This is a genomic window from Pelistega suis, from assembly GCF_013133795.1.
GTDB classification, from domain to species: domain Bacteria; phylum Pseudomonadota; class Gammaproteobacteria; order Burkholderiales; family Burkholderiaceae_B; genus Taylorella; species Taylorella suis.
On the sequence record NZ_JABGBN010000009.1, the window covers coordinates 63,642 to 89,817 of the forward strand.

21 protein-coding genes are annotated in these 26,176 nt (G+C 40.6%); 12 read left to right on the forward strand and 9 right to left on the reverse strand.

The window, feature by feature from the left end; genetic code table 11:
• Positions 1–15: 15 nt before the first annotated feature.
• The 5 genes from HKX39_RS09680 to glnE form a co-directional block, all read right to left on the reverse strand.
• The gene (locus tag HKX39_RS09680) at positions 16–774 is read right to left on the reverse strand and encodes an amino acid ABC transporter ATP-binding protein (protein ID WP_171681124.1); all 759 of its coding nucleotides are present in this window, start codon (positions 772–774) and stop codon (positions 16–18) included.
• An 11-nt stretch (positions 775–785) separates the two neighbouring features.
• Complete coding sequence (locus tag HKX39_RS09685) at positions 786–1,502, reverse strand: amino acid ABC transporter permease (RefSeq protein WP_171681125.1); 717 nt, start codon at positions 1,500–1,502, stop codon at positions 786–788.
• Positions 1,492–2,274 carry an amino acid ABC transporter substrate-binding protein gene (locus HKX39_RS09690; protein WP_171681126.1) on the reverse strand — a complete coding sequence of 261 codons (783 nt, stop codon included), beginning with the start codon at positions 2,272–2,274 and terminating at the stop codon, positions 1,492–1,494. The genes HKX39_RS09685 and HKX39_RS09690 overlap by 11 nt, the downstream gene beginning before the upstream one ends.
• Positions 2,275–2,421: 147 nt before the next feature.
• Positions 2,422–3,090: an epoxyqueuosine reductase QueH gene (locus HKX39_RS09695; protein ID WP_171681163.1), complete on the reverse strand. Its 669-nt coding sequence runs from the start codon at positions 3,088–3,090 to the stop codon at positions 2,422–2,424.
• A 77-nt stretch (positions 3,091–3,167) separates the two neighbouring features.
• Positions 3,168–5,933, reverse strand: a complete 2,766-nt coding sequence (gene glnE, locus HKX39_RS09700; protein ID WP_171681127.1) for a bifunctional [glutamate--ammonia ligase]-adenylyl-L-tyrosine phosphorylase/[glutamate--ammonia-ligase] adenylyltransferase — start codon at positions 5,931–5,933, stop codon at positions 3,168–3,170.
• Positions 5,934–6,017: 84 nt separating this feature from the next.
• Here glnE and HKX39_RS09705 point away from each other — a divergent pair, with 84 nt between their 5' ends.
• Entirely contained in the window at positions 6,018–9,593 is a 3,576-nt protein-coding gene (locus HKX39_RS09705; protein ID WP_171681128.1) for a YhdP family protein, read from the forward strand.
• A 1-nt stretch (position 9,594) separates the two neighbouring features.
• Positions 9,595–10,968, forward strand: a complete 1,374-nt coding sequence (locus tag HKX39_RS09710; protein WP_171681129.1) for an L-serine ammonia-lyase — start codon at positions 9,595–9,597, stop codon at positions 10,966–10,968.
• A 9-nt stretch (positions 10,969–10,977) separates the two neighbouring features.
• Here HKX39_RS09710 and HKX39_RS09715 read toward each other — a convergent pair whose 3' ends face one another.
• Entirely contained in the window at positions 10,978–11,406 is a 429-nt protein-coding gene (locus HKX39_RS09715; RefSeq protein ID WP_171681130.1) for a hypothetical protein, read from the reverse strand.
• A 167-nt stretch (positions 11,407–11,573) separates the two neighbouring features.
• On the opposite strand from HKX39_RS09715, the gene HKX39_RS10775 reads away from it, so the two are divergent.
• The 5 genes from HKX39_RS10775 to lon all read left to right on the forward strand — a co-directional run bounded on the left by HKX39_RS10775 (position 11,574) and on the right by lon (position 17,764).
• The gene (locus HKX39_RS10775; RefSeq protein ID WP_281356484.1) at positions 11,574–11,705 is read left to right on the forward strand and encodes a hypothetical protein; all 132 of its coding nucleotides are present in this window, start codon (positions 11,574–11,576) and stop codon (positions 11,703–11,705) included.
• Between the two features lie 106 nt (positions 11,706–11,811).
• Positions 11,812–13,116: a trigger factor gene (gene tig / locus HKX39_RS09720; RefSeq protein WP_171681131.1), complete on the forward strand. Its 1,305-nt coding sequence runs from the start codon at positions 11,812–11,814 to the stop codon at positions 13,114–13,116.
• A 2-nt stretch (positions 13,117–13,118) separates the two neighbouring features.
• A complete protein-coding gene (clpP, locus tag HKX39_RS09725) occupies positions 13,119–13,772 on the forward strand; it encodes an ATP-dependent Clp endopeptidase proteolytic subunit ClpP (RefSeq protein ID WP_171681164.1) in 654 nt (217 codons plus the stop codon).
• 65 nt (positions 13,773–13,837) lie between these two features.
• Positions 13,838–15,088 (forward strand): ATP-dependent Clp protease ATP-binding subunit ClpX, encoded by a 1,251-nt coding sequence (clpX, locus tag HKX39_RS09730; protein WP_171681132.1) that lies wholly within the window; start codon positions 13,838–13,840, stop codon positions 15,086–15,088.
• A gap of 198 nt (positions 15,089–15,286) precedes the next feature.
• Positions 15,287–17,764 carry an endopeptidase La gene (gene lon / locus HKX39_RS09735; protein ID WP_171681133.1) on the forward strand — a complete coding sequence of 826 codons (2,478 nt, stop codon included), beginning with the start codon at positions 15,287–15,289 and terminating at the stop codon, positions 17,762–17,764.
• Positions 17,765–17,867: 103 nt separating this feature from the next.
• Here lon and HKX39_RS09740 read toward each other — a convergent pair whose 3' ends face one another.
• Together HKX39_RS09740 and HKX39_RS09745 are read right to left on the reverse strand one after the other, a co-directional pair.
• Positions 17,868–18,674, reverse strand: a complete 807-nt coding sequence (locus tag HKX39_RS09740) for an amidohydrolase family protein (protein ID WP_171681134.1) — start codon at positions 18,672–18,674, stop codon at positions 17,868–17,870.
• A gap of 15 nt (positions 18,675–18,689) precedes the next feature.
• Positions 18,690–19,979 carry an SLC13 family permease gene (locus HKX39_RS09745; RefSeq protein WP_171681135.1) on the reverse strand — a complete coding sequence of 430 codons (1,290 nt, stop codon included), beginning with the start codon at positions 19,977–19,979 and terminating at the stop codon, positions 18,690–18,692.
• Positions 19,980–20,045: 66 nt separating this feature from the next.
• On the opposite strand from HKX39_RS09745, the gene HKX39_RS09750 reads away from it, so the two are divergent.
• Positions 20,046–20,840: a GntR family transcriptional regulator gene (locus HKX39_RS09750; RefSeq protein ID WP_216605087.1), complete on the forward strand. Its 795-nt coding sequence runs from the start codon at positions 20,046–20,048 to the stop codon at positions 20,838–20,840.
• A gap of 24 nt (positions 20,841–20,864) precedes the next feature.
• Here the strand turns inward: HKX39_RS09750 and HKX39_RS09755 are convergent, their stop codons facing one another.
• Positions 20,865–21,428, reverse strand: coding sequence for a hypothetical protein (locus HKX39_RS09755; protein ID WP_171681136.1), 564 nt, complete (start codon positions 21,426–21,428; stop codon positions 20,865–20,867).
• 386 nt (positions 21,429–21,814) lie between these two features.
• On the opposite strand from HKX39_RS09755, the gene thrS reads away from it, so the two are divergent.
• The 4 genes from thrS (at position 21,815) to HKX39_RS09775 (ending at position 26,170) form a co-directional block, all read left to right on the forward strand.
• Positions 21,815–23,749, forward strand: coding sequence for a threonine--tRNA ligase (thrS, locus tag HKX39_RS09760; protein WP_171681137.1), 1,935 nt, complete (start codon positions 21,815–21,817; stop codon positions 23,747–23,749).
• A gap of 256 nt (positions 23,750–24,005) precedes the next feature.
• Positions 24,006–24,569, forward strand: a complete 564-nt coding sequence (gene infC, locus HKX39_RS09765) for a translation initiation factor IF-3 (RefSeq protein WP_216605088.1) — start codon at positions 24,006–24,008, stop codon at positions 24,567–24,569.
• Between the two features lie 230 nt (positions 24,570–24,799).
• Positions 24,800–25,756, forward strand: coding sequence for a glutathione synthase (gene gshB, locus HKX39_RS09770; RefSeq protein ID WP_171681138.1), 957 nt, complete (start codon positions 24,800–24,802; stop codon positions 25,754–25,756).
• Entirely contained in the window at positions 25,757–26,170 is a 414-nt protein-coding gene (locus HKX39_RS09775; protein ID WP_171681139.1) for a PTS sugar transporter subunit IIA, read from the forward strand.
• Positions 26,171–26,176 lie beyond the last annotated feature (6 nt).

Genomic DNA, 26,176 nt, shown 5'->3' on the forward strand with positions numbered 1-26,176 from the left:
GACATATACGCTTTTTTAGTTGGAAGCATCAGCGCGGATTTGATGCAGAAATGCTTTGGTGCGCTCATGTTGAGGGTGTTTAAATAGTTGCTCTGGAGAGCCTTGTTCGACAATTTGACCATGGTCCATCACAACCACTTTATCTGCAACATCAAGGGCAAATTTAATCTCGTGCGTAACAACCACCATAGTCCATCCCTCATTGGCAAGCGTTTTCATCGTATTGAGGACATCTTGTACTAACTCAGGGTCAAGTGCTGAGGTGGGTTCGTCAAAAAGCATGAGTTCTGGTTGAATAGCGAGCGCACGTGCAATTCCCACGCGTTGTTGCTGTCCACCAGAAAGTTGGTAAGGATAAAGATTAATTTTATCGGCTAGTCCCACCTTGCTGAGTAAGGCAATAGCTTCCTCTTGAACCACTTTAGGGTCACGTTTTTGCACTTGAATAGGACCTTCCATCACATTTTCCAGTGCTGTTTTATGAGGAAAGAGATTGTATTGTTGGAAAACCATGCCTGATTTTCGACGTAATGCTAGAATCTCTTTTTTGACGGATTTGCTAGCAAAATCAATAAAGAGAGGGTCGCTATTTTGAAATTCAATGGTTCCTTGCTCTGGAAGTTCGAGTGCATTAAGACAACGTAAGAAAGTTGTTTTGCCTGAACCAGAAGGACCGAGAATGACCACCACTTGCCCCTTTTCAATGTCGAGGTCAATCCCTCGTAAAACAGGATTGTCGCCAAATGTTTTATGAATATTGCGAACTTTAATCATGTTCTTTCCTTTTAGCGTGCTACGTAACGATCCATGCGTTTTTCAACACGAGATTGAATAATAAATAGAACAAAGCAGAAGCACCAATAGATTAAACCTGCCTCAATATAGACTGGCAAGAAATCATAAGAAGAGTTGGCTATCTGCTGGGCGACGCGGAACATTTCTGTGACTGTCACGACCGAGGCGAGTGAAGTATCCTTAAATAAACCAATAAAGCTATTACTTAGTGGAGGGACAGCCACACGAAACGCCTGTGGTGCAATGATGCGACGGAATGTTTGGAAATAAGTCATCCCAATCGTAAATCCAGCTTCCCATTGTCCTTTAGGAACGGAGGAAATGGCAGCACGTACTGTTTCAGAGCCATAAGCCCCCACATTGAGTGAGAAACCAATAATAGCAGCAGGTACAGGGTCAATAAAAATATTGAGCGCCGGCAGACCATAGAAAACGACGGAAATCTGTACTAGCATAGGCGTGCCGCGAATTAACGACACATAGCTTTTGACAAAGAAAACTAAAAAACGATGAAAGATACTATTGCTTTGATTAATACGAATTAAGGCAACAGTCACCGCAATAATCATTCCAAAAAAGAATGACACAATGGCAAGCGGTACTGAGACCAGTACCGCTGCTTTAACCATTGGGAGGAACCCGTTGATGACCAATTCCGCACGGGTTTCGGTCATAAAGGGTAGGGAGGCTAAGAAATTATTTAACACTGATATCTTTACCGAAGAATTGTTCACCAAGTTTTTTCAATGTGCCATCTGCACGTAAGTCGTCAATGGCTTGGCTAATTTTAGCAAGTGCTTCATCATTGCCTTTATTTGCAATGAGACCTGCACCTACTTTATCGCTAGCTTCCCAGAATGATTTTAAACCAGACTCAGGGTTTTTCTTTAGGTAGTCTAATAATGCTAGTGAGTCGTTGAAGGTTACATCAGCTTGTTTATTTTGAATAAGTTTTAACGCTTGAGCCATTCCGTCAACAGGAACGATTTTGGCTTCGTATTTTTGTGCTAATTCACCGTAGTTTGAGCTGAGGGTTTGACCAGCACGTAAACCTTTTACATCCTCTACTTTACTGATGCGCGTTTCATCAGCACGAGCAAGTAACATAGCACCACTCCAGCTATAAACAGAAGATTTATCAAATGTTGCTTGACGCTCAGGTGTTGTTAAGGCAACTTGGTTTGCCACTAAATCAAAGCGACCCGCTTTTAAACCAGCGAGCATTGAGTCCCAAGCGGTTTCTTTGAACTCTACTTTAACGCCTAGTTTCTCTGCTACAGCACGAGTAACTTCAACATCATAACCTGTGAGTTTGCCACTACCGTCATGGTAAGTAAAAGGAGCATAAGTGCCTTCTGTGCCAACAGTAATCGTGCCTTTGTTATTAATACGGTCAAGTAAGCTATCTGCAGCGATGGCAGGTGTTGCTACGCTAAAGGCTAAAACAGAAGTCGCTAAAAGGGCGATTTTTTTAAACATGGGATGTACCTCAAAAGCTTTAAAATAATAAAATCTTATAATAAAAAATGTCGTTATGACTATCTCGCATAACGACATCTTAATGACTTCTTCTTAAAAACAAAAGAAATAAAATATTATATTTTTATTACTTTTAATAATAAAAAATTATTCTTCAGCTTTATTAGAGTAGTATTTGACACCAATCTCAATACGTTCACGACCTTGGCTTTGACGATGACGGTTAGTATCACGTAAAGAATAAACACAACCACAGTATTCTTGTTGGTAGAATTCCTCGCGTTTACTAATTTCAATCATGCGTGCAGAGCCACCGCCTTTACGCCAGTTATATGTCCAATAAGCGAGGTCTGGGTAATGGCTAGCAGCTGTGACACCACAACCATTAATTTGATTCATATCTTTCCAGCGAGAAATCCCCAGAGAGCTACTAATACAGTCAAAACCATTCTCGTGGGCATATAAGGCAGTACGTTCAAAACGCATATCAAAGCACATGGTGCAACGCTCACCACGTTCAGGCGCATTTTCTAAGCCTTTAGCACGAGCAAACCAATTATCGACGTCATAGTCGGCATCAATAAATTCAATCCCATGCTTTTCGGCAAATCGAATATTTTCTTGTTTGCGAATCTCATATTCCTTAACGGGATGAATATTTGGGTTGTAAAAGAAAATAGAGTAGTCAATACCAGAAGCTAATAAGGCCTCCATGACTTCACCAGAGCAGGGGGCACAGCAAGAGTGTAAAAGTAATTTTTTACGGCCATCAGGAAGCTCTAATTTAGGGCGTGCTACATCACAAACTTGAACCATAGTCATTAGTGGGATATAAATAAATTAAAACGGTTATTTTAACGTAGATTCATCGCTTTTGATATTGACTGATATCCTTAATAGGCACGATTCGCAAAAACATAACGCCAAAGTGCTTTGACGGCTTCAATTTCATGGAGCATAGTATCAGGAGCCACACGCGCTTTCTCTTGACCTTGCAAGCGGATTTCATGCTGCGTTTTACGATATACGCGATAGGCATCAGCGCATTGTTTAGCTAGGTCATCTGGAATCAACGCTGCTTGTGCCGCAATTTGTAATAGGGCAATATTCCCTAAATTACCGAGTAATTGGTGATGATCTTTACTATGTCCGAGGACAAGATATTGTGTAATAAACTCAATATCTACCATACCGCCAGCGTCGTGTTTAAGATCAAATAACTCTGTAGGATTTGGATGACCGTCACGCATTTTGATACGCATTTCAACAATATCATCTTTTAGTTTTTCTAAATCACGAGTTTGGAGCAAGATGTCCTGACGAATCTTTTCGAACTTATCTCCAACAACTTTGCTACCAGCACTAAAACGACCGCGTGTTAAGGCTTGATGTTCCCATACCCATGCCATTTCATGTTGATATTTGGCAAAACCATCAATGGAAACGGCCAGTAATCCTGCGTCACCGTCTGGACGTAAGCGTAAATCAATCTCATACATACGACCAGAAGAGGTCATTGTGGATAGCCAAGTGCTGAGGCGGCGACCCAGCTTAATATAGGTTTCTGCAGCATAATCACTATCATCATCAAAAATGAGTACTAAGTCTAAGTCAGAGGAGTAACCGAGCTCTTTACCGCCTAATTTACCGTAAGCAATGATTGCAAAGTTAGGTTGTGCTGGCAGAGGGTGTTTGCTGCTTTTACGTAATTGTTCCCAAGTACGGTAGAGGCTTTCTTCTAGTAAAGTATCCGCGAGTGCAGAGAGATAATCCGCTAGATGTTCTACACTGAGTTCACCTTCTAAATCTTGGGCAAGTAATTGGAACTCAATAATTTTTTGTGTATCGCGCATTAAGTTCATTTGTCGTTCGATATCAACTTCGCCCTCGTGAATTAAGCAAGCACTTAAGTCCTGATGCAGCTGTGCAGAGATAGCTTCTAAATCAATGGGCTGTAAGAGGGTACGCCAATCAATTAAGCTATCGAGTAGTAGAGGGTTTTTGATAAGTAGTTGAGCAGCAAAAGGACTGGCCGTCATAATGCGTGCGACACGTTGTAGAATTTCTGGATACTCAACTAATAAGGCAATATAGGCACTACGTTGAGCAATCGTCTCGATGAGTTCGCAGAGGTGATTGCAGGCAAGTAGAGGATTTTTTGTTTTTGATGCTGCCTCCAAAAGAGAGGGAACTAAATTCTCTAAACGCTGACGATTACTACTAGTAAGCTGTTGTACACGATGGTTTTTAAAGAGTAACTCTAAACGATGTTGGATTTGTATTTGAATATCTGTTTCAAATAAACGAGTGGTTAGGGCTTGGCTATCTTGTGTCTCCTCTTCGCTATTTTCTTCTTCGTCTTGCATACCGAGTAAACGGAAAACATTGCGGAACGTTTGCGCTACAAATTGGCGATGCTCTGCTAAGGTCTTATCAAACATGGTGCGACTTAGTCCGACCGCTTGGGCGATAGCATTGAGTCCATCTTCATCGGCAGGAAGAAGATGGGTTTGTGCATCATCTTGATACTGGATAATATGTTCTAGGCGTCGTAAGAAGCGGTAAGCACTTTCGAGGTTTTGTTCGATTTCTGCAGAAATTAAGCCAGCTTTTTGTTCGGCATGCAGAGCCGCAAGTAAAGGGCGCAGTTGTAAGCTTGGCATACGTCCTCCACGAATAAGTTGAATGAGCTGTACAATAAACTCAATCTCTCGAATGCCGCCTTCGCCGAGTTTAATATTTTGTGATGAGTCTAAGCCTTCTTTTGCGTTGACTTTACGGTGCCATTCTTGGCTGATTTGTTCGCGTAGTTTACGTAAAGAGGAGAGTGCATCAAAGTCAAAATATTTACGATACACAAAGGGTTTGCGTAAGCTTTCTAGTACACGAAGGTCATTTTCAGGTTTGCTATCTTCAAAATATTTTACGGGGATAACTCGAGCTTTTAACCATGCATAGCGTTCCCATTCACGTCCTTGCGTAACAAGATAGTTTTCTAATGCTGCAAGACTCCATGCTAAAGGGCTACCGTCACCGTCGGGACGCAAGCGTAAGTCTGTACGAAAAACAAAACCATCGGCATCAGGATCTGAAATAATCGGCATCATACGTTGGGTAAGACGACCATAAAACTCATGGTAGCTGAGTGATCGACGCGCACCTGAGGTTTCGCCTTCGTCGCCATAAAGCATGATTAAATCAATATCTGAAGATACATTAAGCTCTTGTCCTCCCAGTTTGCCCATACCGAGAATAATCATTTCCATCGGTAAACCTGTGCTTGGATCAATAGGAGCACCGAAACTTTCGACTAAATCATGCATGACCGTGCGATAAGCCATTTGTACGGATAAGTCCGCCAAGAAGCTCATGCAGGAGGTCACTTCTTCTAGAGAAGCGAGTTGATTAATGTCGCGCACAATAAGAGAGTAGAGAATACGAGCACGTAGTTTACGTAATTGGCTACGACAAGTGGCCGTATCTGCGGGTGGAAATTGAGTGGGTGAGCCACCGAGTTCAGCTAACCATTCAAGGATTCTGTTAGGGTTTAAAGGCGTTTTTATATCGTCGAGAAGTTGGGGGATTAACTCCGGTCGAGCATCAAGACGACGCTTGAGAAAGTTGGACCAATGTAAAGGTTTTGTTAAGCTTTCCGACATTTTCTGTAAACACCAAAATGAATGATATATCAAACTATATAATACTACTGGAAGAGAAATTATTTGACGAAGTAAGAGTGTTCTGTGCCAATTTTTAGAAAAATAAGTAAGTGGGTTGCTTGGGTCTGTATTAGCATATTGTGTTTGACGGTCGTGATGATTCTAATGGGACGTTATTATTTTTCGCCTCGCATCGATCAATGGCGTCCACAGGTGATTGAATGGTTGCAGAAAAATGCACATCCCCAGTTTAGTTTGGGTGAACTATCGCTAGATTGGCAGTATTGGACGCCTAGCTTACATTTGCAGCAACTAGCTTTAGGGCCAGACGGTACATTTGCGCAAGTAGAGCATTTAACACTTGAGTTAGATATATTTTCTTCTTTATTAAATTTGCAGCCTCACGTACAAAAGGTGAATGTTAAAGGGGCAAATGTCGTGATTGAACGTAATGCCTTAGGTGAGGTACAGGTAGGGGGGAAGGTATTATCCTCGCAGAATGACACCTTAAAGGCAAAACCTATTCAAGCAGAAAGTATCGCTGAACTTCTACTGCCGTGGTTGGACTGGGGATTTGAGCGAGTACCCCGTGATATTCAAGTGCAAGAAGGGCATATCATTTGGCGTGACCAATATCAAGATAATCGCCCAGATTTGTCTTTTGCACCGGTTAATCTTCATGCTAAGCATGATCAGCAACAGTTAGATTTACAGTTAAAGGTGAGCATTGCGGAAGTGGCAAGTAGCGCGATGGCTTTAAATGCACACTTTAATCGTTCAGGAAGTGGGGAATTAAAAGTTGATTGGCAAAATTGGCACCCACAGCATTTAAAAAAGTGGTTACATTTCCCCTTGTTTATGAAAAAAGGGACTATTGAAGAAGCCAATATATCAGTATCTTTTGAAGAGCTTGCACTTAAAAAATTTTCAACTCGCTGGGTATTAAAGGATTTTCAGTTTTTAGAGAAAAGTGATGAGGATAATGGTTTAGTCTTGCAAGGTGACAAGATAACGATTGCAATTAATTCAAACAAAGGTCTTGAGTACCCTTATCATTTTGATATTAATACCCATCAATTGTATGTGCAAGCGAAAGATTTTTTCCGTCACCCGATGGATTTTAATCAAGTGCACATGCAAGGTCTATATCGTCTGAATGAACATCAAAAAACGCATTTAACATTTGATGTATTTAAGGCGCAATTGCCATATGGATCTTTGGATGTAGTAGGTACTTGGGATGCACACCCAGAGAGTGATAATGGCTTTATTCAATTGCAAGGGATGATACATCGGATGGAATTGAATAAATTGCCACATTACTTGCCTAAGGCGATAGCTACTGAATCCTTGGATTGGTTAGAAAAGGCGTTTCTTAAAGGGTATATTGAAAATGCGCAGGTTCGTGTACAGGGTAATGTAGACCATATTCCTTTTGGCTTGCGACCAGAGTCAGGGGATTTTCAAATACAAGGCCCCGTTAAAGATGTAGGTTTGCATTATCATCAATTTCCCGCTAAAGGTAATACATACTGGCCTGATATTTTTGTACCCAGTGCTGAGGTAGATTTTAATCGAGGTACGATAGGGATTAAGGGGGGTAGCTTACAGTTAGATGAGAAATATGGTTTATCGTCTATCCAAGCGAAAAATGCGCAGGTTTCTGTTCAGCATATTGAGAAGAATGCCTTGGTAGATATTCGTGCTGATATTCAAGCAACAGGTGAGAGTTTTTTACAGTTTTATCGTCAATCTCCTTTAAGGACTATCTTGTCAAATGTACTGGATAAAAGCCAGATGGCGGGTAAGGTTGAGGGTAAGTTGCAGATTGCCATTCCTGTGACTAATCCAGACGCAACTACGGTTAAAAGTTTGTTTAATCTAGAACAAGTCAGTTTTCAATTTACGCCAGATCATCCTCAATTAACGCAGGCGTCGGGTACATTAAAGATTACTGAAAAAAACGTTCAGTTAGATAATATTCAAGCGAGATTATTAGGTGGGCAGGCGAAACTGAGTGGTGGCATTGGTGCGAAAGGAGATCGTTTAAGCATAGAGGGTAATGTGACAGCACAGGGGCTTTATGAGTTTTTACCTTTGCCAGGAATCAAAAAACGGGTGAAAGGAAGTGCTTACTATACAGCTGGTTTTGATTTCCTAGGAGGGGATTATATTGATGTCACCATTAAGAGCTCGTTAAAGGGCTTGAGCGTCGATTTGCCACAAGGGTTGAGTAAGGTAAGTGAACAAACGGTACCGTTGGTCGTGCGCTTAAAAGCACCACAACAGGGTAAAGCAGAACAGTTACATGTTGATTATAACAATGCATGGTTGCAGGTGGTGTTAGAGCGTGCTAATCGTCGCTTACGACAATTTAATCGAGGCGTTGTGTCAGTAAATGCAATACCGGTTTTGCCTTCAGAGGATATGAAATTGATCGTTCGTTCTGGTGATTGGGATGTGATGACGTGGTTGGACTTTGTGGATGAGTTTAGTTCATCAAACCCATCATCAGGCAATATTTCTTTATTTCCAATGATGCGTTATTTAGATATGGATGTGGATCGTCTTTCTTTATTTGGTGCTTATATTAATAAAGCTAGTTTAGCTGCTCAACGAGAGAAAGATAATTGGATATTTGATGTAAGTTCTCCTGATGCGAAGGGGAGTGTCGTACTCAGTTTAGGCAAGCGCCTAGTTGATAGAATTCAGCTAAACTTGTCTCAGTTTACACTTCAATTTAGCGAAAAAGAAGATAAGAGTGAGCATGTCCCAACGCGCATCGATTTACCGACGATTGTTGGTGATATCGGTAGGCTTTCTTGGTCGGGCAGCGTATTGGGCAAACTGACAATGAATAGCCAAAAGACTAAAACTGACCGCTGGAATTTAAAGCAGTTAAGTCTTAGTAATGAGGTAGGAACACTTTATGCAACGGGTCATTTGCAAAGCAGCAATCAAATGACGGAGGCTGATATTCGACTGAATGCGAATGCTTTGGATTTTGGTGAGTTTCTCAAATATTTTGGGTATGAAGGTTTTTTAAAGGCAGGTAAAGGTCAGGCTAATATCAATCTACATACAGATGATGTGAGTGATATTTCGCTGAATCGTTTAAGCTTAAAAGGGGATATGCAGCTAGATAATGGTACCTTATTAAAAGTAAATTCTAGTGCGATGAAAGCGTTGGCGTTAATTTCCTTGCAATCCTTATCAAACTTGGGTAATCTGGGCAATGATACGCCAAGTGCTTTTGGTAAAGGTCTAGCATTTGATTATTTACGGAGTAATTTTGAGTTAAAAAATCAATCTGTTTATATCGAAGACTTTCGCTTAAATGGTCCTTTGGTCGCGATTGTAGCCACAGGTAACACGCATATTCCATCGCAAAATTTAAATTTCCATGCGGCCGCCATTCCTAAGATTGAAATGAGTGGGGCTACTGTGTTGACAGGTATTATCGTCAATCCTGTGGTCGGTTTAGGTGCGTTTTTATCACAATGGTTATTGTCTGAGCCACTTAATCGAGCCTTAACAGCGTATTTTAGCGTGAAGGGCACATGGGATAATCCTTTAATTAATAACAAGCCTTTGCCAAGCGAAGAAGATCTTAAAGAAAAGCGTAAGCAACAAGAACTTGATAAATTCTATAGAAATTAATATGACGTTAAGTGTTTTTGATATTTTTAAAGTAGGCGTCGGTCCCTCTAGTTCGCATACAGTAGGGCCTATGATTGCTGCTGTACGATTTGTGCGTCGCTTAGAAGAAGCGAATTTATTGGATTATGTGCATCGTTTACATATTGAATTGTTTGGCTCATTAGGGGCAACAGGTTATGGGCATGCGAGTGATACGGCTGTGATTGTGGGGCTTTTTGGATATTTACCTGATGAAGTAGACCCTGATTTAATTCCTGTGTTAGTAGAGCAAGTGCGTAGCACACAGCAGTTAGATTTATTAAATCGTGTAAAGGTGACGTTTGATTCAGAGAAAGATTTAATCTTTAACTTAAAAGATAGCTTGCCACAACATCCTAATGGTATGCGTTTCAAAGCGTTTAATGCTCAGGGCGAGCAGTTAATGAAAAAAGAATACTATTCGATTGGTGGTGGTTTTGTGATGAACTGTGATGGTTTGAAGGTCAATTTAAGTCCTGATGAACCAGTCCCTTATCCATTTAAATCAGGCAATGATTTATTAGCATTGACGAAGCAGCATAATTTAAGTATTGCACAATTAATGATGGCTAATGAGTTAGTTTACCAAACAGAACAAGAAGTAAGGGCAAAACTCTTGCATATTTGGTCTGTCATGCAAGCCTGTGTGAAGCGAGGTTGTGCTAAAGAAGGGGTGTTGCCTGGTGGTTTTAAGGTCAAACGACGTGCCCCTGCTTTATATCAGCGATTACGTGAACGCCCAGAAGAGTCACTACGAGACCCGTTATCTATGCTGGATTGGGTGAATTTGTATGCGATGGCGGTCAATGAAGAAAATGCTTCGGGAGGTCGAGTGGTGACGGCACCGACCAATGGTGCTGCAGGGATTATTCCTGCTGTATTGCATTATTATGAGCGTTTTATTCCGCATGCGAATGAACAAGGTATTATTGATTTCTTGCTGACGGCAGCTGCTATTGGCATTTTATATAAAGAAAATGCTTCTATTTCAGGTGCGGAAGTGGGTTGTCAGGGGGAAGTTGGTGTTGCTTGCTCTATGGCGGCAGGTGCTTTGGCGGCTGTTCTAGGGGGTACACCAGAGCAAGTAGAAAATGCGGCTGAAATTGGTATGGAGCATAATTTAGGGATGACCTGCGATCCTGTGGGTGGACTGGTGCAAGTGCCTTGTATTGAACGTAATGCCATGGGCGCAGTAAAAGCAATTAATGCTGCACGGTTAGCATTGAGAGGAGATGGTCAGCACCTTGTGTCTTTGGATAAAGTTATTATCACGATGAAACAGACGGGTGCTGATATGATGTCTACGTATAAAGAGACATCTCGAGCTGGTTTGGCTGTCAATGTCCCTGAGTGTTAGAGCCGAACGTTAGTCTTTTGAGCAAGAACGCTTAAATAATAAAGTATCCAAAACGTAAGCACCAAAAATAGCGAGTACAGCGATCGTTGCCCAGTGAGTGTGAGCAAAGTCACTCACAGCTAATAGGGCTGTCGCTGTACCGAATACTGCGCCTGCTACTGCACGAATAGCAAAATAAGCCCAGTTTTCATCATTAAAAGATACCTCACGTTTTATTTGGAAGCGGAGATTTTTGTGGTCTAAGCTGCAAGAAGCAACAGAAAGCATTGTACCTACCGCACCAAAAAATAAGGCAGCAAAGCTAACAGACCAAGTGATGAGCGTCACAAAAAGACCAATCACGATAAGACCAATCACAAAAGTACCGCTACTAAAAAGGGTTTCTTTAGGGGATTCATAAGTTGTATTTTCTGTGTGTTGTTCTGGTGTATTTTCCATAGTAACTCCTTTTGAATGTTCGCTTTCTGGATGGTGAGAGACAGCTATCGCCATCGAAAGTAGCTTGGCAAAACAATATCAAATTATGTCAATATTATAAACAAGGAATATCTTTCTGTGTTTTTTAAGTGTTTAATTAGGCTTAGTCTTTATTTTTAGGAAAAATAATGAAACAAGTAAAAAGAAGTGTAGTTGTGTTATTCATGGCCACTTTATTGAGTGCCTGCACATACGGTGTTGCTGCTGGTGGCGGTACAGGCGGTTTTGGAATGTCTATTGGTACAGGTATGCGCTTTTAAGAGGTTTTTGTTGAAAAAAGGCTTGTCCACTATATTTCTTTTTAAAAATGGGTAAAATAGCGGATTAAGTTCGTATTTTATATTTTGACAACAAGTAGGTTATTAAATGCAACCAACAGTACAAACATTAGAAGGCCTAGAGCGCCAAGTTGATTTAGTTGTGTCTTTAGAAGACATCGAAAAAGAAGTAAAAACGCAATTACAACGCGTAGCACGCACGGCTAAAGTTCAAGGTTTCCGTCCGGGTAAAGCACCATTAGCGGTAATTGAGCGTAGCCACGGCCCTAGCGTTCGTTATGATGTATTAAACCAAAAAGTAGCACAAGCTTTTGACGAAACTGTTAAAGCGGCAGACTTACGTGTTGCTGGTGCGCCTGCTATTGAGCCTAAAGAAGGTGCTGCAGAGGGTACAGTTGCTTTTACAGCAAAATTTGAAGTATTCCCAGAGATTACATTACCTGACTTTGCTGCCTTAGAAGTCACTCGTGTGACAACAGAGGTAGGTCAAGCTGAAGTTGATGGTACGTTAGATATTTTACGTAAACAACGTGCAACATACGATAAAGTAGAGCGCGCTGCGCAAGACGATGATCGCGTGACTGTTGATTTCGTTGGTAAGATTGACGGTGTTGAGTTTGCTGGCGGTAAAGCAGATAACTTCCCATTCGTTTTAGGTCAAGGTCGTATGCTAGCTGAGTTTGAAGCCGCAGCAAAAGGTTTAAAAGCTGGCGAAGAGAAAACTTTCCCACTAACTTTCCCTGAAGATTACCAAGGTAAAGAAGTCGCTGGTAAAACAGCTGAGTTCACTATCACAATGAAAGAAGTGGCGGCTCCAGTATTACCAGAAGTAGATGCAGAATTCGCAAAATCTTTAGGTCAAGCAGACGGTGACGTTGCTAAACTTAAAGAAGAAATCCTTAAAAATATCGAGCGCGAAGCAAAAGCACGTGCATTAGCGCGCACAAAATCTAATGTATTTGATGCCTTGGCTAAAGCTTCTACATTTGATGTGCCAAAAGCATTGGTTAATGATGATGTCAATACCCGTGTTGCACAAGCTCGTGAAGAGTTAAAAATGCGTGGTATGCCAAATGCAGATCAATTCCCTATCCCTGCAGAGACATTTGCACCAGAGTCTGAGCGTCGCGTACGTCTAGGTCTATTAGTAGGTGATATCGTTGAACAACAAAAACTACGTCCAACGATGGAACAAGTGCGTGCTCGTATCGAAGAAATCGCTCAAAACTACGAAAAACCAGAAGAAGTTGTGGCTTACTACTTAAGCAATGCGCAAAGCCGTGCAGATATGGAAAATGTAGTGTTAGAAGACAATGTGATTGAATTCGTTTTATCTAAAGCGAAAGTAACGGAGTCTAAAGTTGATTTCAAAGAAATCATGGGACAAGTATAATGATGCACCGTTTTACCGATTTTTATGCTTCCTTACACGGTGGTGAGTCGGTGACACCGACTGGATTGGGCTACATTCCTATGGTAGTAGAACAATCTGGTCGTGGTGAGCGTTCATACGATATCTATTCGCGCTTATTAAAAGAGCGTATTGTGTTTTTAGTGGGTCCTGTTAATGATCAAACGGCTAACTTAGTAGTGGCACAATTACTCTTTTTAGAGTCAGAAAACCCAGAAAAAGATATTTCGCTATACATTAACTCACCAGGTGGTGGCGTGTATGCGGGTTTAGCCATTTACGATACGATGCAGTTTATTCAGCCAGAAGTATCGACCTTATGTACAGGTATGGCAGCAAGTATGGGGGCTTTTTTATTAAATGCGGGTCAAGCAGGTAAACGTTTTAGTCTACCTAACTCTCGTATTATGATTCATCAGCCTTTAGGGGGCGCACAAGGTCAGGCGACGGATATCGAAATTCAAGCTCGTGAGATTTTGGATTTACGTGAGCGTTTGAACCAAATTATGGCAAAACATTGTGGTCAGCCTATCGAAGAAATCCGCAAGCATACCGAGCGTGATAATTATATGGCTCCCGATGAAGCATTAAAATTTGGCCTAATTGATAAGGTATTAGAAAAGCGTTCTGCGCTGTAATACAGAATACATTTGGGTTTGCAGGGTCGGTGTAATAGCCGACCTCTTTTGTTTATTGAAAATTTATGACGACTAACAAAACATCATCAAAGAATGAGCGTTGCTCTTTTTGTCACAAAACTCGTGCAGAAGTCAAAGAGTTAGTGGCAGGTCCTGCAGGTATTTATATTTGTAATGAGTGTGTAGACGCTTGTTCAGATATGATTAAGAAAGGTCAGGCAGCCAAAGCACAAAAGGCCTCCGCAAGTGAAGCTTTACCAACACCAGCAGAAATAAAGGCTTTCCTGGATCAATATGTGATTGGACAGGATATTCCTAAACGTAATTTAGCGGTTGCTGTATATAATCACTACAAGCGTTTGCGTCATATGGACGCATTGGGTGATGAGAAATCAGATGATGTTGAGTTAAGTAAAAGTAATATTTTACTCATTGGACCTACTGGTTCTGGTAAGACACTATTAGCACAGACTTTGGCTCGTCAGCTGAATGTCCCTTTTGTGATGGCAGATGCGACGACATTAACTGAGGCAGGTTACGTGGGTGAGGATGTCGAAAATATCGTTTCTAAGCTTTTACAAAACTGTGAATACGATGTCGCAAAAGCAGAGCGTGCCATTGTCTACATCGATGAAATCGATAAAATTTCTCGTAAATCGGATAATCCATCTATTACGCGTGATGTATCTGGTGAAGGTGTGCAACAAGCATTACTAAAGCTTATTGAGGGTACAGTTGCTTCTGTTCCTCCTCAGGGTGGCCGCAAACATCCAAATCAAGACTTTATTCAAGTTAATACAACTAATATTCTCTTTATTGTTGGTGGTGCATTTGATGGCTTGGAAAAGGTGATTCAAAATCGAACAGAGAAGTCTGGTATAGGTTTTGGTGCTAGTGTCCAGAGTAAGACAGATAAAGGTGTAGGCGAGCTCTTTAATCAAGTTGAGCCCGAGGATATTATTAAATTTGGTCTTATTCCTGAATTAGTCGGTCGTTTGCCTGTGGTGGCAACCTTGCAGGAACTTGATGAAGCTGCTTTGATTCAAATTTTGACAGAACCTAAAAATGCTTTAGTCAAACAGTATCAAAAACTCCTAGGTATGGAAGGTGTTGAGCTAGAAGTCACCAAAGACGCATTAAGTGCTATTGCGAAAAAAGCGATTAAACGTAAGACAGGGGCACGTGGTTTGCGTTCTATCCTAGAGTTTGCCTTGATGGGGACGATGTATGACTTACCTTCTCAAAAGAATGTGAAGAAGGTGATTTTGGATGAAGCCGCTGTAGAGACTGGACAGCCTAAAATCGACTATAAGTAATCAGACAAATAGCCTTATGATTGACGATAAACGAAAAATTACCTTGATGTTATCGTCAATTATATGAGGGCAATATTTAATGTGAGGGAGGTTAGGTGCCTCCCTCGTATTGTCTATAAAATCTGCATTTTTAGACCTTGAAAATGCTAACTCTGCCACCATATAGCTCCTACTTAGAATAGAATACAAAGGATTTACATGACGACACTAAAAAAAACACCGTCTTCGGAAGTCGTTGAATTACCGTTATTGCCTTTAAGAGATGTAGTGGTGTTTCCTCACATGGTTATCCCACTCTTTGTGGCTCGTCCTCGCTCTGTTGCTGCTTTAAATAAGGCAATGTCAGATAGTTCTAATCATATTATCTTGGTTTCTCAAAAAGCGGCTTCTATTTATGAACCGGGTCCTAATGATATTTACGAAACTGGCGTTTTAGCAAAAGTATTGCAACTTTTAAAACTCCCTGACGGTACGCTTAAAGTACTTGTTGAGGGTTTAGACCGCGTAGAAATCCAAGAGGTCAAAGAAACAGCAGATTACTATAGTGTTAAAGCCACTAAAATAGCGGTTAAAGATAGTCGTAGCGCTAAGGTTCAAGCGTTGATGAGGGCGGTGATTGCTGAGTTTGAGGCTTATGCCAAAGAAAGCAAAAAAATCATGCCAGAGGTATTAAATTCACTGAATACCATGACGAGTGCTAATCGTCTTGCCGATACCATTAGTGCCAATTTACCTGTGCAACAAGATGCCAAACAGAAACTGCTATCAACGCTTGATGTAGCAGAGCGTTTAGAAGGTTTGCTTGGTATGATTGAAGGCGAAATGGATATTATGGAAGTTGAGAGTAAGATTCAAAGTCGCGTTAAAAAGCAGATGGAAAAAAGTCAGCGCGATTATTACCTCAATGAGAAAGTCAAAGCTATTCAAAAAGAATTAGGTGAAGGTGAAGACGGCGCAGATTTAGAGGAGCTTGAGAAAAAAATTCAAGCCGCAGGTATGCCTAAAGAAGCCCATGATAAGGCGATGGCTGAGTTGAAGAAACTTAAGCTAATGTCGCCGATGTCGGCAGAGGCTTCTGTAGTGCGTAATTATATTGAGACACTAGTGGGTGTGCCTTGGAAGAAAAAAACTAAGGTGAATAATTCATTAGTTGATGCAGAAAGTACGCTAGATAGCGATCATTATGGCTTAGAAAAAGTTAAGGAACGTATTCTTGAGTATTTAGCGGTGCAACAACGCGTATCTAAAGTTAAAGCACCAATTCTGTGTTTGGTAGGTCCTCCGGGCGTTGGTAAAACCTCATTAGGTCAATCTATCGCTAAAGCGACTAACCGTCAGTATGTGCGTATGGCTCTGGGCGGTGTGCGTGATGAGTCGGAGATTCGTGGTCATCGTCGTACTTATATCGGTGCGATGCCCGGTAAGATTATTCAAAATATGAGTAAGGTTGGTGTACGTAACCCATTATTCCTTTTGGATGAGATTGATAAAATGGGGATGGATTTCCGTGGGGATCCTGCGGCTGCCTTATTAGAAGTCTTAGATCCAGAGCAAAATCATACTTTCCAAGACCATTATTTAGAAGTGGATTATGATTTATCGGATGTTATGTTTGTGGCAACGAGTAATACTTTGAATATCCCACCAGCATTATTGGATCGTATGGAAATTATTCGTCTATCTGGATATACAGAGGATGAGAAATTGCATATCGCCAAAGATCATTTGATTCCTAAATTGATGAAGAATAATGGTCTTAATGAGGGTGAGCTAGCGATTGATGATGAAGTCATTCGTGATATCGTGCGTTACTATACTCGAGAAGCGGGTGTTCGTTCGTTAGAGCGTGAGATTGGAAAAATTTGTCGCAAAGTGGTCAAAGAGGTGGTTACTCAATCCGCTAAAGCTAAACCTAAGAAAACAGCTGCTCGTACGGTAGCTAAACCTAAAGCGATTCGTATCACTAGTAAAAATCTTGATCAGTATTTGGGCGTACGTAAGTATAGTTTCGGTCTCGCTGAAAAAGAGAATCAAGTAGGACAGGTGACGGGCTTAGCATGGACTGAAGTCGGTGGTGATTTACTCACTATTGAGGCTGCTGTTATTCCGGGTAAGGGCGTTATTCAGCACACGGGCTCTTTGGGTGATGTGATGAAAGAATCAATGTCAGCAGCGCGTACGGTTATTCGTTCACGTGCTCACCGGTTGGGTTTGGCTGATAATGTCTTTGAGAAAAAAGATGTTCATATTCACGTACCAGACGGAGCGACACCGAAAGATGGTCCATCAGCAGGTATTGCAGTGACAACTGCCTTAGTGTCAGCCTTTACGAATATTCCTGTGCGTGCTGATGTGGCGATGACGGGTGAAATTACTTTACGCGGTGAAGTATTAGCTATTGGAGGACTTAAGGAAAAGTTATTAGCAGCTCATCGTGGTGGAATTAAAACGGTGTTAATCCCTCATGAGAATGTTAAAGACTTAGCTGAAATACCCGATAACGTCAAAGCGGATTTGGAAATTATCCCCGTACGTTGGATTGATCAGGTACTTGAAGTAGCGTTGGAAAAATTACCTACCCCGCTAACAGATAAGGAAATTGCGGCATTAGCACGAGAAGCGATGAAACTATCACCAGCGAGCAGTGTGAAGCGCTCATCTTCAAAACTACAGTGATTAGGCAAATAGCCTAAGTAAAAAGACGTTCATTGAATACCTTTGGGTATTTTTTGAACGTCTTTTTTATAGAACAATGAAAATTTAATGCATTATTTAAATATTAAAATTTAAAGAGTTTAATAGCGTTCTCACCTAGAATCATTTTACGTTCTTGTTCATCATTGATAATCGCTGTGAGTAAATCCCAGTTTTTCTCATAAGAGGTATCCTGTTCGTGTTGGGTATGTGGCCAATCGCTTCCCCAAACAATATTCTCTTGCATTTGACGAGCTTTAAGTTCTTGAAGAATTTTTTGTGCTCTGATAATTGCATTACTATCAGAATGAGCAATACGGTATAAGCCAGATAACTTAATCCAGTGTTGAGTTGGATTGAGTAAAGATAAGAATTGTTGGTATTCACTCTCATCTAGATTCTGATTAGCACTAGGGCGGCCTAGATGATCAATCACTACCTTAATGGAGTAGTTTCTTAAGGCGGGTAATAATTGCAAAAGATAACTTGGCGGACAATGTAGTTCAAGCTGCCAGTCTAAATCTGTCAATGTTTTAATAAGTGATGACCATTCTGAGGATAGAAGATTTGGGGGTTCTAAACCAAATAAATTAAGACGAATGCCACATACCCCTAGTTGATGATATTGTAGTAGCGTTTCTTTGCTAATATCTGTATCTACAACAATAACAGCCTTTAATCTCCCCTTAGCCTCTTTAACAGCATTGAGCATATAGCTATTGTCTGTGCCATAAAAGCTCGGTTGAATTAAGACACCATATTGAATATTGTGTTTGTCAAGATTATTTAAGAAGCCTTCCAAAGAGGCATGATAAGACGGAGTATATCGTGCATTCTTGCTGAAAGGACCTTCGGGGCTAAAAACATGTGCGTGAGTATCAACAAAATACATAATATTCTTTTCCAATTAGAGAATAAGTTGGGTGGCAATAATTGCAATGAGAGCAGCAATTACTCCGATAGGAATTGCTTGGAACAACAATTTATTGAGTAAGACATTTTTATCAACATCGGCAGGTGCTGAACTTAGAATGAGGCTTCCCCCAGACGAAAAAGGTGAAATAGATGTTGCTTGAGCACCGACAACAATAGCGATAAAGAGGATGAGGGGATTTATATCTGCTTGTGCAGCAATACTTGGCACAATAGGGAATAAAGTAGGTGCTACTACGCCAAGTGTGCTAGAGAAAATGGACATGATGGCACTAATGACACAAAAGGCAATAGGAATAAGCCATACAGGGACATTTCCAGAAATCCAAGTAGCTAATGTATTGATTACACCAGCTTGTACACCAACTCCGATTAGCATGCCCATACCACAAATCATGATTAATGTATTCCATGGTACAAGAGCAATTACTTTTTTCTCATCAGCTAGTTTCATCCAAAAACTGATGGCTGCAAAAATAATAGCTAAGAAACCAATATCTAATTTTTTATTAATCCATGAGATGGTTAGATTGTCAGGAAATATAATTTTTAAAATAGGAATAATGAGAACAATACCCATTAAAAGAAGTATGAGGTAGATGGATTGCTTTTGTTGTTGTGTAAAGGGTTCAGGCTTTTCGGCTTGAATTTCAATGGAAGATGATTGAAAGCTCCATAATGAGTAAATACTCAATAGAACAATAGGGAGCAATAAAGTAGCGATAAAGATTCCAGAGCTGTAACTAAAAGCAGTTGTTTGCGGAATATGATTGGTTTCTAATAACCCGCGAAAAATAATGCCACTTTGAGAGGTCATAAAGTTAGCACCTGCTAAGGCACCATAATTCAAAGCCATGCTACCAATGACTAAATTCATTTTTGTTTTAGTGCAGAGTAGTAGAGTTAGGGGAGCCATAAAAGCGAGAACAGTGTAAAAACCAGCGCCTAAACCAGCAATAATGGTTGCTGCAGCAAAAAGAGCTAAAGGAAGTGCATTTGGGATATTGCGGCAATGATAAAGAAGATGGTTTGCTAGCTTTTCTAATGCGCCGTTGGCTAGCGCAATATTGTAGAAAAGACTTAGAGAAAAAATAACAAAAAATATTTTAACTGGCCATTGTTTAATTAAATCATTGATGGATAAATCCATCATAAAAGCGCCGATTAGATAAGCAGCTGCAATAGCGAAAAAGCCAATGTTGATTTTTGTTATATAGCCTACTGCAATAACTAGCAGAATACTCAATAAAATAATACTAATCATTGATAAAGAGCTCCTTTAATTTTAATTGACATAATAATCTAGTCATTTAAACATATATATGATTATATGACAATACTTATCAATGATATGCTATCCTATGCTTTTGTTAATATCCTAGAAAAGAGTATTGAGCAAATGCAGAATAGTATTGTTGAGAAATTACCACGCTATGAGCAAGTACGTTATGATCTTCAGCAAAAACTCATCGCTCAGATTTGGGGGAGTGACGAGTCTATACCTAATGAGCAAGAATTAGCGGATGAATATCAAGTATCGGTGGGTACTATTCGCAAAGCAATTGATTTGTTAGTTGCCGATGGTCTATTGGTGAAACAACAAGGAAAGGGAACGTTTGTTCGATATCCTGATTTTTCATCGTCTTTAATACGTTTTTTTCGTTATCGAAACTCAACAGGAAAGCAAATAATTCCAGAGGGAGTTGTTCATAAAGTTACATACTTAGAGAATGGTGATGAAAGAATTAATGGTGTAATGCATAGGCTCATACAAGCCCCTTTGATTTATATTGAAAGAACGAGAGAGATTGGCCAAAAAGTTTTAGTCAGTGAAAAAATTTGGTTGCCTAAAGAGCATTTTTTTCAGTTATTGAATATTCCATTAAGTAACTTTGATAATTTGCTATACCCCATGTATAGAAGGGAGTGCGGTCAGCTTGTTGTCAGTGCCAAAGAGCAGTTGTCTTTTTTAACCAATTATTTTGATACGTATCTACCGCTACAACAGACAGAGTCTGCTGTGAAAATTTGTCGTTTCGCTTATGGGATCAATGGGGAGTTGCTAGAGTATCGCGAGTCTTACGGAAGAGCGTCTGAGTTTTTTTATGAAACGTTTATCCATTAGACTCGCAGAGAGTAGTCTCTCTTTTTAATTAATCGGGGCAGGAAAGCTATTATTGCTCCCTTGGCTTGGTGTAGGGAAATTGCTATTGCCGCTGTTGGATGGGGTAGGAAAGCGACTATTGCCACTACTTGGTGTCGGGAAGTTGCTATTAGCTCCATCGTTATTACGTACATTTCCGTTATTAAGAGGAATGGCCTCGTCATTGCTGTTAATTGGACGGAATCTTCTTGTGCTAGAGGATGATGTTGTGCTTTCGGTTGCCGCTGGTGCTTCTGGTACAGGCGGGAGTGCTTCACGAAGTGTAGGATTTTCTTCTAGTACTTTGCCTGCCTCTTCGTTAGTGCTTTCTGTAGTTTGCGTATCTGGAATATTTTCGGTGGGAATGGTACTAGGCGTGCTTTCAGTTGTGCTTGGTGGGGGCACTGGTGTTGTACCTGTGATTTCGCCACTAACTGTCGAGCTTGGGGTAGGCTCATTGCTGGGTACGCGATGTTCTCGCGTAAATGCACTATAAAAAGCGTTGACGATAAAAAGAATAATACTAATTGATACCAACAAGAGTACGATGTTGGTCGCACGTTTAGACATAACGAAAATCCTTTAAAGGGTATTTATTATTATAGGCAATATACCACTAAAGTAAAAAAGAGAATAAATTAGAACTTTACATTGTAAGGGTTTGTGATAAAAAACGCTTATCTATGTTAATCCAATACCACAGAACTTTACAAAAATTAGTGGTTTTTATTGCTTTAAAAAGGCTAAGTCGTGAATATCCCAAGGAAAACTGTTAAAATTCTAATATTAATTTTTAGACTTGAGACCGATATATATGAGTTATTCAACGACACGAACGATGCCTAGATTATTTTAATTCTTGTGGCCGCTCGTGCATTTGTTTTTACTCAGCATTGGTCTAATGGTAACGCGGCTACCTTGATGGTGTCGCGTTTTTTATTTTTTAAGGTTTATTCATGATTCAAATTACTTTACCCGATGGTTCAAAACGAGAGTTTGAACAGTCTCTTACTGTTGGTGAGGTGGCAAATGCAATTGCACCTAGCCTTGGCAAAGCTGCTTTAGCAGGGAAGATTAGTTTAGCGACGGGTGAGACAAAGTTAGTGGATACGAGCTTTGTTATTGGAGAAGATACGGCATTATCAATTATCACCGCTAAGGATCCAGAGGGTTTAGATTTGATTCGTCACTCAACAGCGCATTTACTGGCATATGCGGTGAAATCTTTATTTCCCGACGCGCAAGTTACTATTGGCCCTGTGATTGATAATGGCTTTTATTATGACTTCTCTTATAAACGCCCATTTACGCCAGAAGATTTAGAAAAAATCGAAAAGAAAATGGCTGAGTTGGCTAAAAAGGATGAGGTGGTTGTTCGTGAAGAATGGTTGCGTGATGATGCCGTTGCTTTCTTTAAAGAACAAGGCGAGCATTATAAAGCAGAAATTATTGCTTCAATTCCAAGCAATGAAACCATCAGTCTATACCGTGAAGGTGACTTTATCGACTTATGCCGTGGTCCTCACGTACCGTCAACAGGTAAATTAAAAGTATTTAAGTTGATGAAAGTCGCGGGTGCGTATTGGCGTGGTGATTCTAATAATGAGATGTTGCAACGTATCTACGGTACAGCGTGGGCAACCAAAGAAGACCAACAAGCGTATTTAACGATGCTTGAAGAAGCAGAGCGTCGTGATCACCGTAAATTAGGTAAAGAACTTGATTTATTCCATTTCCAAGACGAAGCGCCGGGTTTAATCTTTTGGCATCCAAAAGGTTGGAAAATTTGGCAACAAGTTGAGCAATATATGCGTAAAGTCTATGTGGATAATGGTTACCAAGAAGTTAAAGCCCCACAAATTCTTGATTTGAGCTTGTGGAAGAAAACAGGTCATTGGGATAACTATAAAGAAAATATGTTTACGACAGATTCGGAAAACCGTGAATATGGTTTAAAACCGATGAACTGTCCGGGACATGTTCAGATTTATAATGCGGGCTTACATTCTTATCGTGAGTTACCAATTCGCTATGGTGAGTTTGGGCAATGTCACCGTAATGAACCGTCAGGTTCTTTGCATGGTATGATGCGTGTTCGTGGCTTTACACAAGATGACGGTCATATTTTCTGTACTGAAAATCAATTACTAGAAGAGTGTGCAAATTTCACGGCATTATTGCAAAAAGTGTATAAAGACTTTGGGTTTACTGAAGTGCTTTATAAAGTGGCGACTCGTCCAGAAAAACGTATTGGTTCGGATGAGATTTGGGATAAAGCAGAAGAAGCCTTGATGTCTAGCTTACGCCAATCAGGTTGTGAGTTTGAAATCTCGCCAGGAGAAGGTGCATTCTATGGACCTAAGATTGAGTACACCTTAAAAGATGCCATTGGTCGTCATTGGCAATGCGGTACAATCCAGGTGGACTTCTCAATGCCAGCTCGTCTAGGTGCTGAGTACGTAGATGCGGATGATCAGCGTAAGACCCCCGTGATGTTACATCGTGCGATTTTAGGTTCTTTAGAGCGCTTTATCGGTATGCTGATTGAGAACTTTGCTGGTGCAATGCCTCCATGGTTAGCACCTGAGCAAGTGGTCATTTGCCCAATTTCAGAGCAATTTAATGAATACGCTCAAAGTATTTGTGACCAACTAAAAGCCAAGGGCTTTAGAGTAAATGCGGATTTACGTAATGAGAAGATTACCCGTAAAATCCGTGAGAATAGTATGCAGAAAATCCCATACATTCTTGTTGTTGGCGAGAAAGAGCGAGAAGCAAATGCCGTCGCTGTTCGAGCAAGAGGCAATTTAGACCTAGGCGTACTTCCAGTAGAAGATTTTATCGCTCGATTAACTAACGACGTTGAACAGCGCATTGATGTAAAAGCGTAAGCTTTTCGGCGAACAGGTCTTCTTTGAAGACCTGTTCGTCAAAATATAAAAAGAAAGCGGAGGCTTTTTAGGAGAAAGCGGAGGCTTTTTAGGAGAAAGCGGAGGCTTTTTAGGAGAAAGCGGAGGCTTTTTTAGGAGAAAGCGGAGGCTTTTTTAGGAGAAAGCGGAGGCTTTTTTAGGAGAAAGCGGAGGCTTTTTTAAGCGTAAGCTTGATTGAATTGATAGGAGTTCTTTACGAGAAAGTGAAGAACATTCTTTGCAAAGGCAAAGAGATTTTTTTAACTTTTTAAGGAGTGCTAACATCGCAGCCGAAAAGACACACCAAATTAATGGTGAAATTCGTAGCCCTGAAGTTCGTTTAATTGGTTTAGAGGGCGAACAATTAGGTGTTGTTTCTATTAAAGAAGCATTAAGTAAAGCAGAAGAGGCAGATACTGATTTAGTTGAAATTGCCCCGAATGCCTCACCGCCAGTATGTCGTTTGATGGATTATGGTAAGTTCCGTTACCAAGAGCAAAAACGCTTACAGGAAGCCAAAGCTAAACAAAAAGTTGTACAAGTGAAGGAATTAAAATTCCGTCCGGGTACAGACGAGGGTGATTACCAAGTTAAGTTACGTAATCTAAAACGTTTTATTGAGGATGGTGATAAGGTCAAAGTCACACTACGCTTCCGTGGTCGTGAAATGGCTCACCAAGAACTCGGCATGAAAGTGTTAGAACGAATTCGTGACGATTTAGGCGATTTAGTTGCTGTTGAAGCTATGCCAAAACTCGAAGGTCGTCAGATGGTGATGGTGGTTGCTCCGAAGAAGAAATAACTTCGGTGAGCGAAGCGAGCCAAAGTTCTTTTTCGAGAGAGTAGTCGGTTGTCATGGTATAGCAGGTTGCTCCGAAGAAGAAATAACTTCGGTGAGCGAAGCGAGCCAAAGTTCTTCTTCGGATTGAGGGGGGACTTCGGTGAGCGAGAACATGAGGAGTGCTGGTTGCTCCTTACTTAATCAAGGGTAGCGTTTAACGGTTACCCTGTTTGTGTTGGTGGGAAAGTACGATGCAAGTATTGTTTGTGATTGATCCAATTGCCTCTTTAAAAGCGTATAAAGATAGCTCTGTTGCGATGATGTACGCCTTTGCAGCGAAAGGACACGAAATTTTTATTACTGAGCAACAAGACTTGTATATTAAAGGACAAGTATGGGCTCGTACTCAAGCTATTCAAGTTATTGAGCAAGCTAATTTAGAGGAGCATGCTTGGTGGCAAGAGGTAGGGAGTGTACAAGAGCGTAATTTGGCTGACTTTGATGCTGTGATTATGCGCAAAGATCCTCCTTTTGATATGGAGTATGCGTATAGTTGTCATTTGCTTGCTTACGCTGAGAAGTTTGGTGCAAAAGTCTTTAACTCTGGTGTCGCCATGTTAAACCATCCTGAGAAATTAACGATTACCGAATTTTCTCAGTTTACGTCCCCCACATTGGTCACACGTGATATGGCACGTGTTAAAGCATTCCATCAAGAGCATGAGGATATTGTGGTTAAGCCTCTTGACGGTATGGGGGGAATGGGTATTTTCCGTTTGCAGAAAAAAGAACCCAATTTGAGTTCTATCTTGGAAATGCTTTCTCGCAATGGTCAAGAGACAATTATGGCACAACGTTATATCCCTGATATTGTGAAGGGAGATAAGCGTATTCTTATTATCAATGGAAAACCTGTTCCGTATTGTTTGGCACGCATTCCGCTTGCAGGCGAAACACGAGGAAATTTAGCTGCAGGTGGGCGAGGTGTGGCTCAACCATTGAGTGAGCGTGACTGGGAAATTGCTAATACATTAGCACCTATTTTGAAGGAACGAGGTTTATTCTTGGTAGGGCTAGATGTGATTGGTGATTACCTAACTGAAGTTAACGTGACAAGTCCAACGTGCTTTGTAGAGATTACGCAGCAAACTGATTTTCATGTGGCGAACTTTTTTGTTGAGCAATTAGAAAGCGTGTTAGGTGCTTAAATGAATACCTTGATTGTTGTTGTTATGCATACGCCATTAGCCTCAGCTTTAAAGGACGTAGCGTTACATGTTTTTCCAGCAGCCAAAGATGTATTGGTTTATGATATTTTGCCAGAAGATGATCCAGATGTTATGCAAGAAAAGATTGTGAATGACATCAGAATGCAATACGCTTCTGTGCAAAATATACTATTGTTTAGTGATTTAATTGGTGCGACACCAGCAAATATTAGCATGCGTATTGCTAAAACATTACATCAACAGGGGAAGCAAGCTGCCTTTTTTGGTGGTACAAATGTTTGTATGTTGTTAAATGCTGTACGTTATGAGAATTTATCCATCGAAGAATTAAGGACTAAAATTCTTGAGGGTGGGCAAAAGGGAATGCAATCCTTGGATTGCTCCTGTTATTAAAAAAAG

What these genes read in the sequence shown, in the direction of transcription:
- HKX39_RS09680 (WP_171681124.1), bottom strand. Translation starts at nt 774, where the DNA reads ATGATTAAAGTTCGCAATATTCATAAAACATTTGGCGACAATCCTGTT.
- HKX39_RS09690 (WP_171681126.1), bottom strand. Translation starts at nt 2,274, where the DNA reads ATGTTTAAAAAAATCGCCCTTTTAGCGACTTCTGTTTTAGCCTTTAGC.
- HKX39_RS09695 (WP_171681163.1), bottom strand. Translation starts at nt 3,090, where the DNA reads ATGGTTCAAGTTTGTGATGTAGCACGCCCTAAATTAGAGCTTCCTGAT.
- glnE (WP_171681127.1), bottom strand. Translation starts at nt 5,933, where the DNA reads ATGTCGGAAAGCTTAACAAAACCTTTACATTGGTCCAACTTTCTCAAG.
- HKX39_RS09710 (WP_171681129.1), top strand. Translation starts at nt 9,595, where the DNA reads ATGACGTTAAGTGTTTTTGATATTTTTAAAGTAGGCGTCGGTCCCTCT.
- HKX39_RS09715 (WP_171681130.1), bottom strand. Translation starts at nt 11,406, where the DNA reads ATGGAAAATACACCAGAACAACACACAGAAAATACAACTTATGAATCC.
- HKX39_RS10775 (WP_281356484.1), top strand. Translation starts at nt 11,574, where the DNA reads ATGAAACAAGTAAAAAGAAGTGTAGTTGTGTTATTCATGGCCACTTTA.
- tig (WP_171681131.1), top strand. Translation starts at nt 11,812, where the DNA reads ATGCAACCAACAGTACAAACATTAGAAGGCCTAGAGCGCCAAGTTGAT.
- clpP (WP_171681164.1), top strand. Translation starts at nt 13,119, where the DNA reads ATGCACCGTTTTACCGATTTTTATGCTTCCTTACACGGTGGTGAGTCG.
- clpX (WP_171681132.1), top strand. Translation starts at nt 13,838, where the DNA reads ATGACGACTAACAAAACATCATCAAAGAATGAGCGTTGCTCTTTTTGT.
- lon (WP_171681133.1), top strand. Translation starts at nt 15,287, where the DNA reads ATGACGACACTAAAAAAAACACCGTCTTCGGAAGTCGTTGAATTACCG.
- HKX39_RS09740 (WP_171681134.1), bottom strand. Translation starts at nt 18,674, where the DNA reads ATGTATTTTGTTGATACTCACGCACATGTTTTTAGCCCCGAAGGTCCT.
- HKX39_RS09745 (WP_171681135.1), bottom strand. Translation starts at nt 19,979, where the DNA reads ATGATTAGTATTATTTTATTGAGTATTCTGCTAGTTATTGCAGTAGGC.
- HKX39_RS09750 (WP_216605087.1), top strand. Translation starts at nt 20,046, where the DNA reads ATGACAATACTTATCAATGATATGCTATCCTATGCTTTTGTTAATATC.
- HKX39_RS09755 (WP_171681136.1), bottom strand. Translation starts at nt 21,428, where the DNA reads ATGTCTAAACGTGCGACCAACATCGTACTCTTGTTGGTATCAATTAGT.
- thrS (WP_171681137.1), top strand. Translation starts at nt 21,815, where the DNA reads ATGATTCAAATTACTTTACCCGATGGTTCAAAACGAGAGTTTGAACAG.
- gshB (WP_171681138.1), top strand. Translation starts at nt 24,800, where the DNA reads ATGCAAGTATTGTTTGTGATTGATCCAATTGCCTCTTTAAAAGCGTAT.
- HKX39_RS09775 (WP_171681139.1), top strand. Translation starts at nt 25,757, where the DNA reads ATGAATACCTTGATTGTTGTTGTTATGCATACGCCATTAGCCTCAGCT.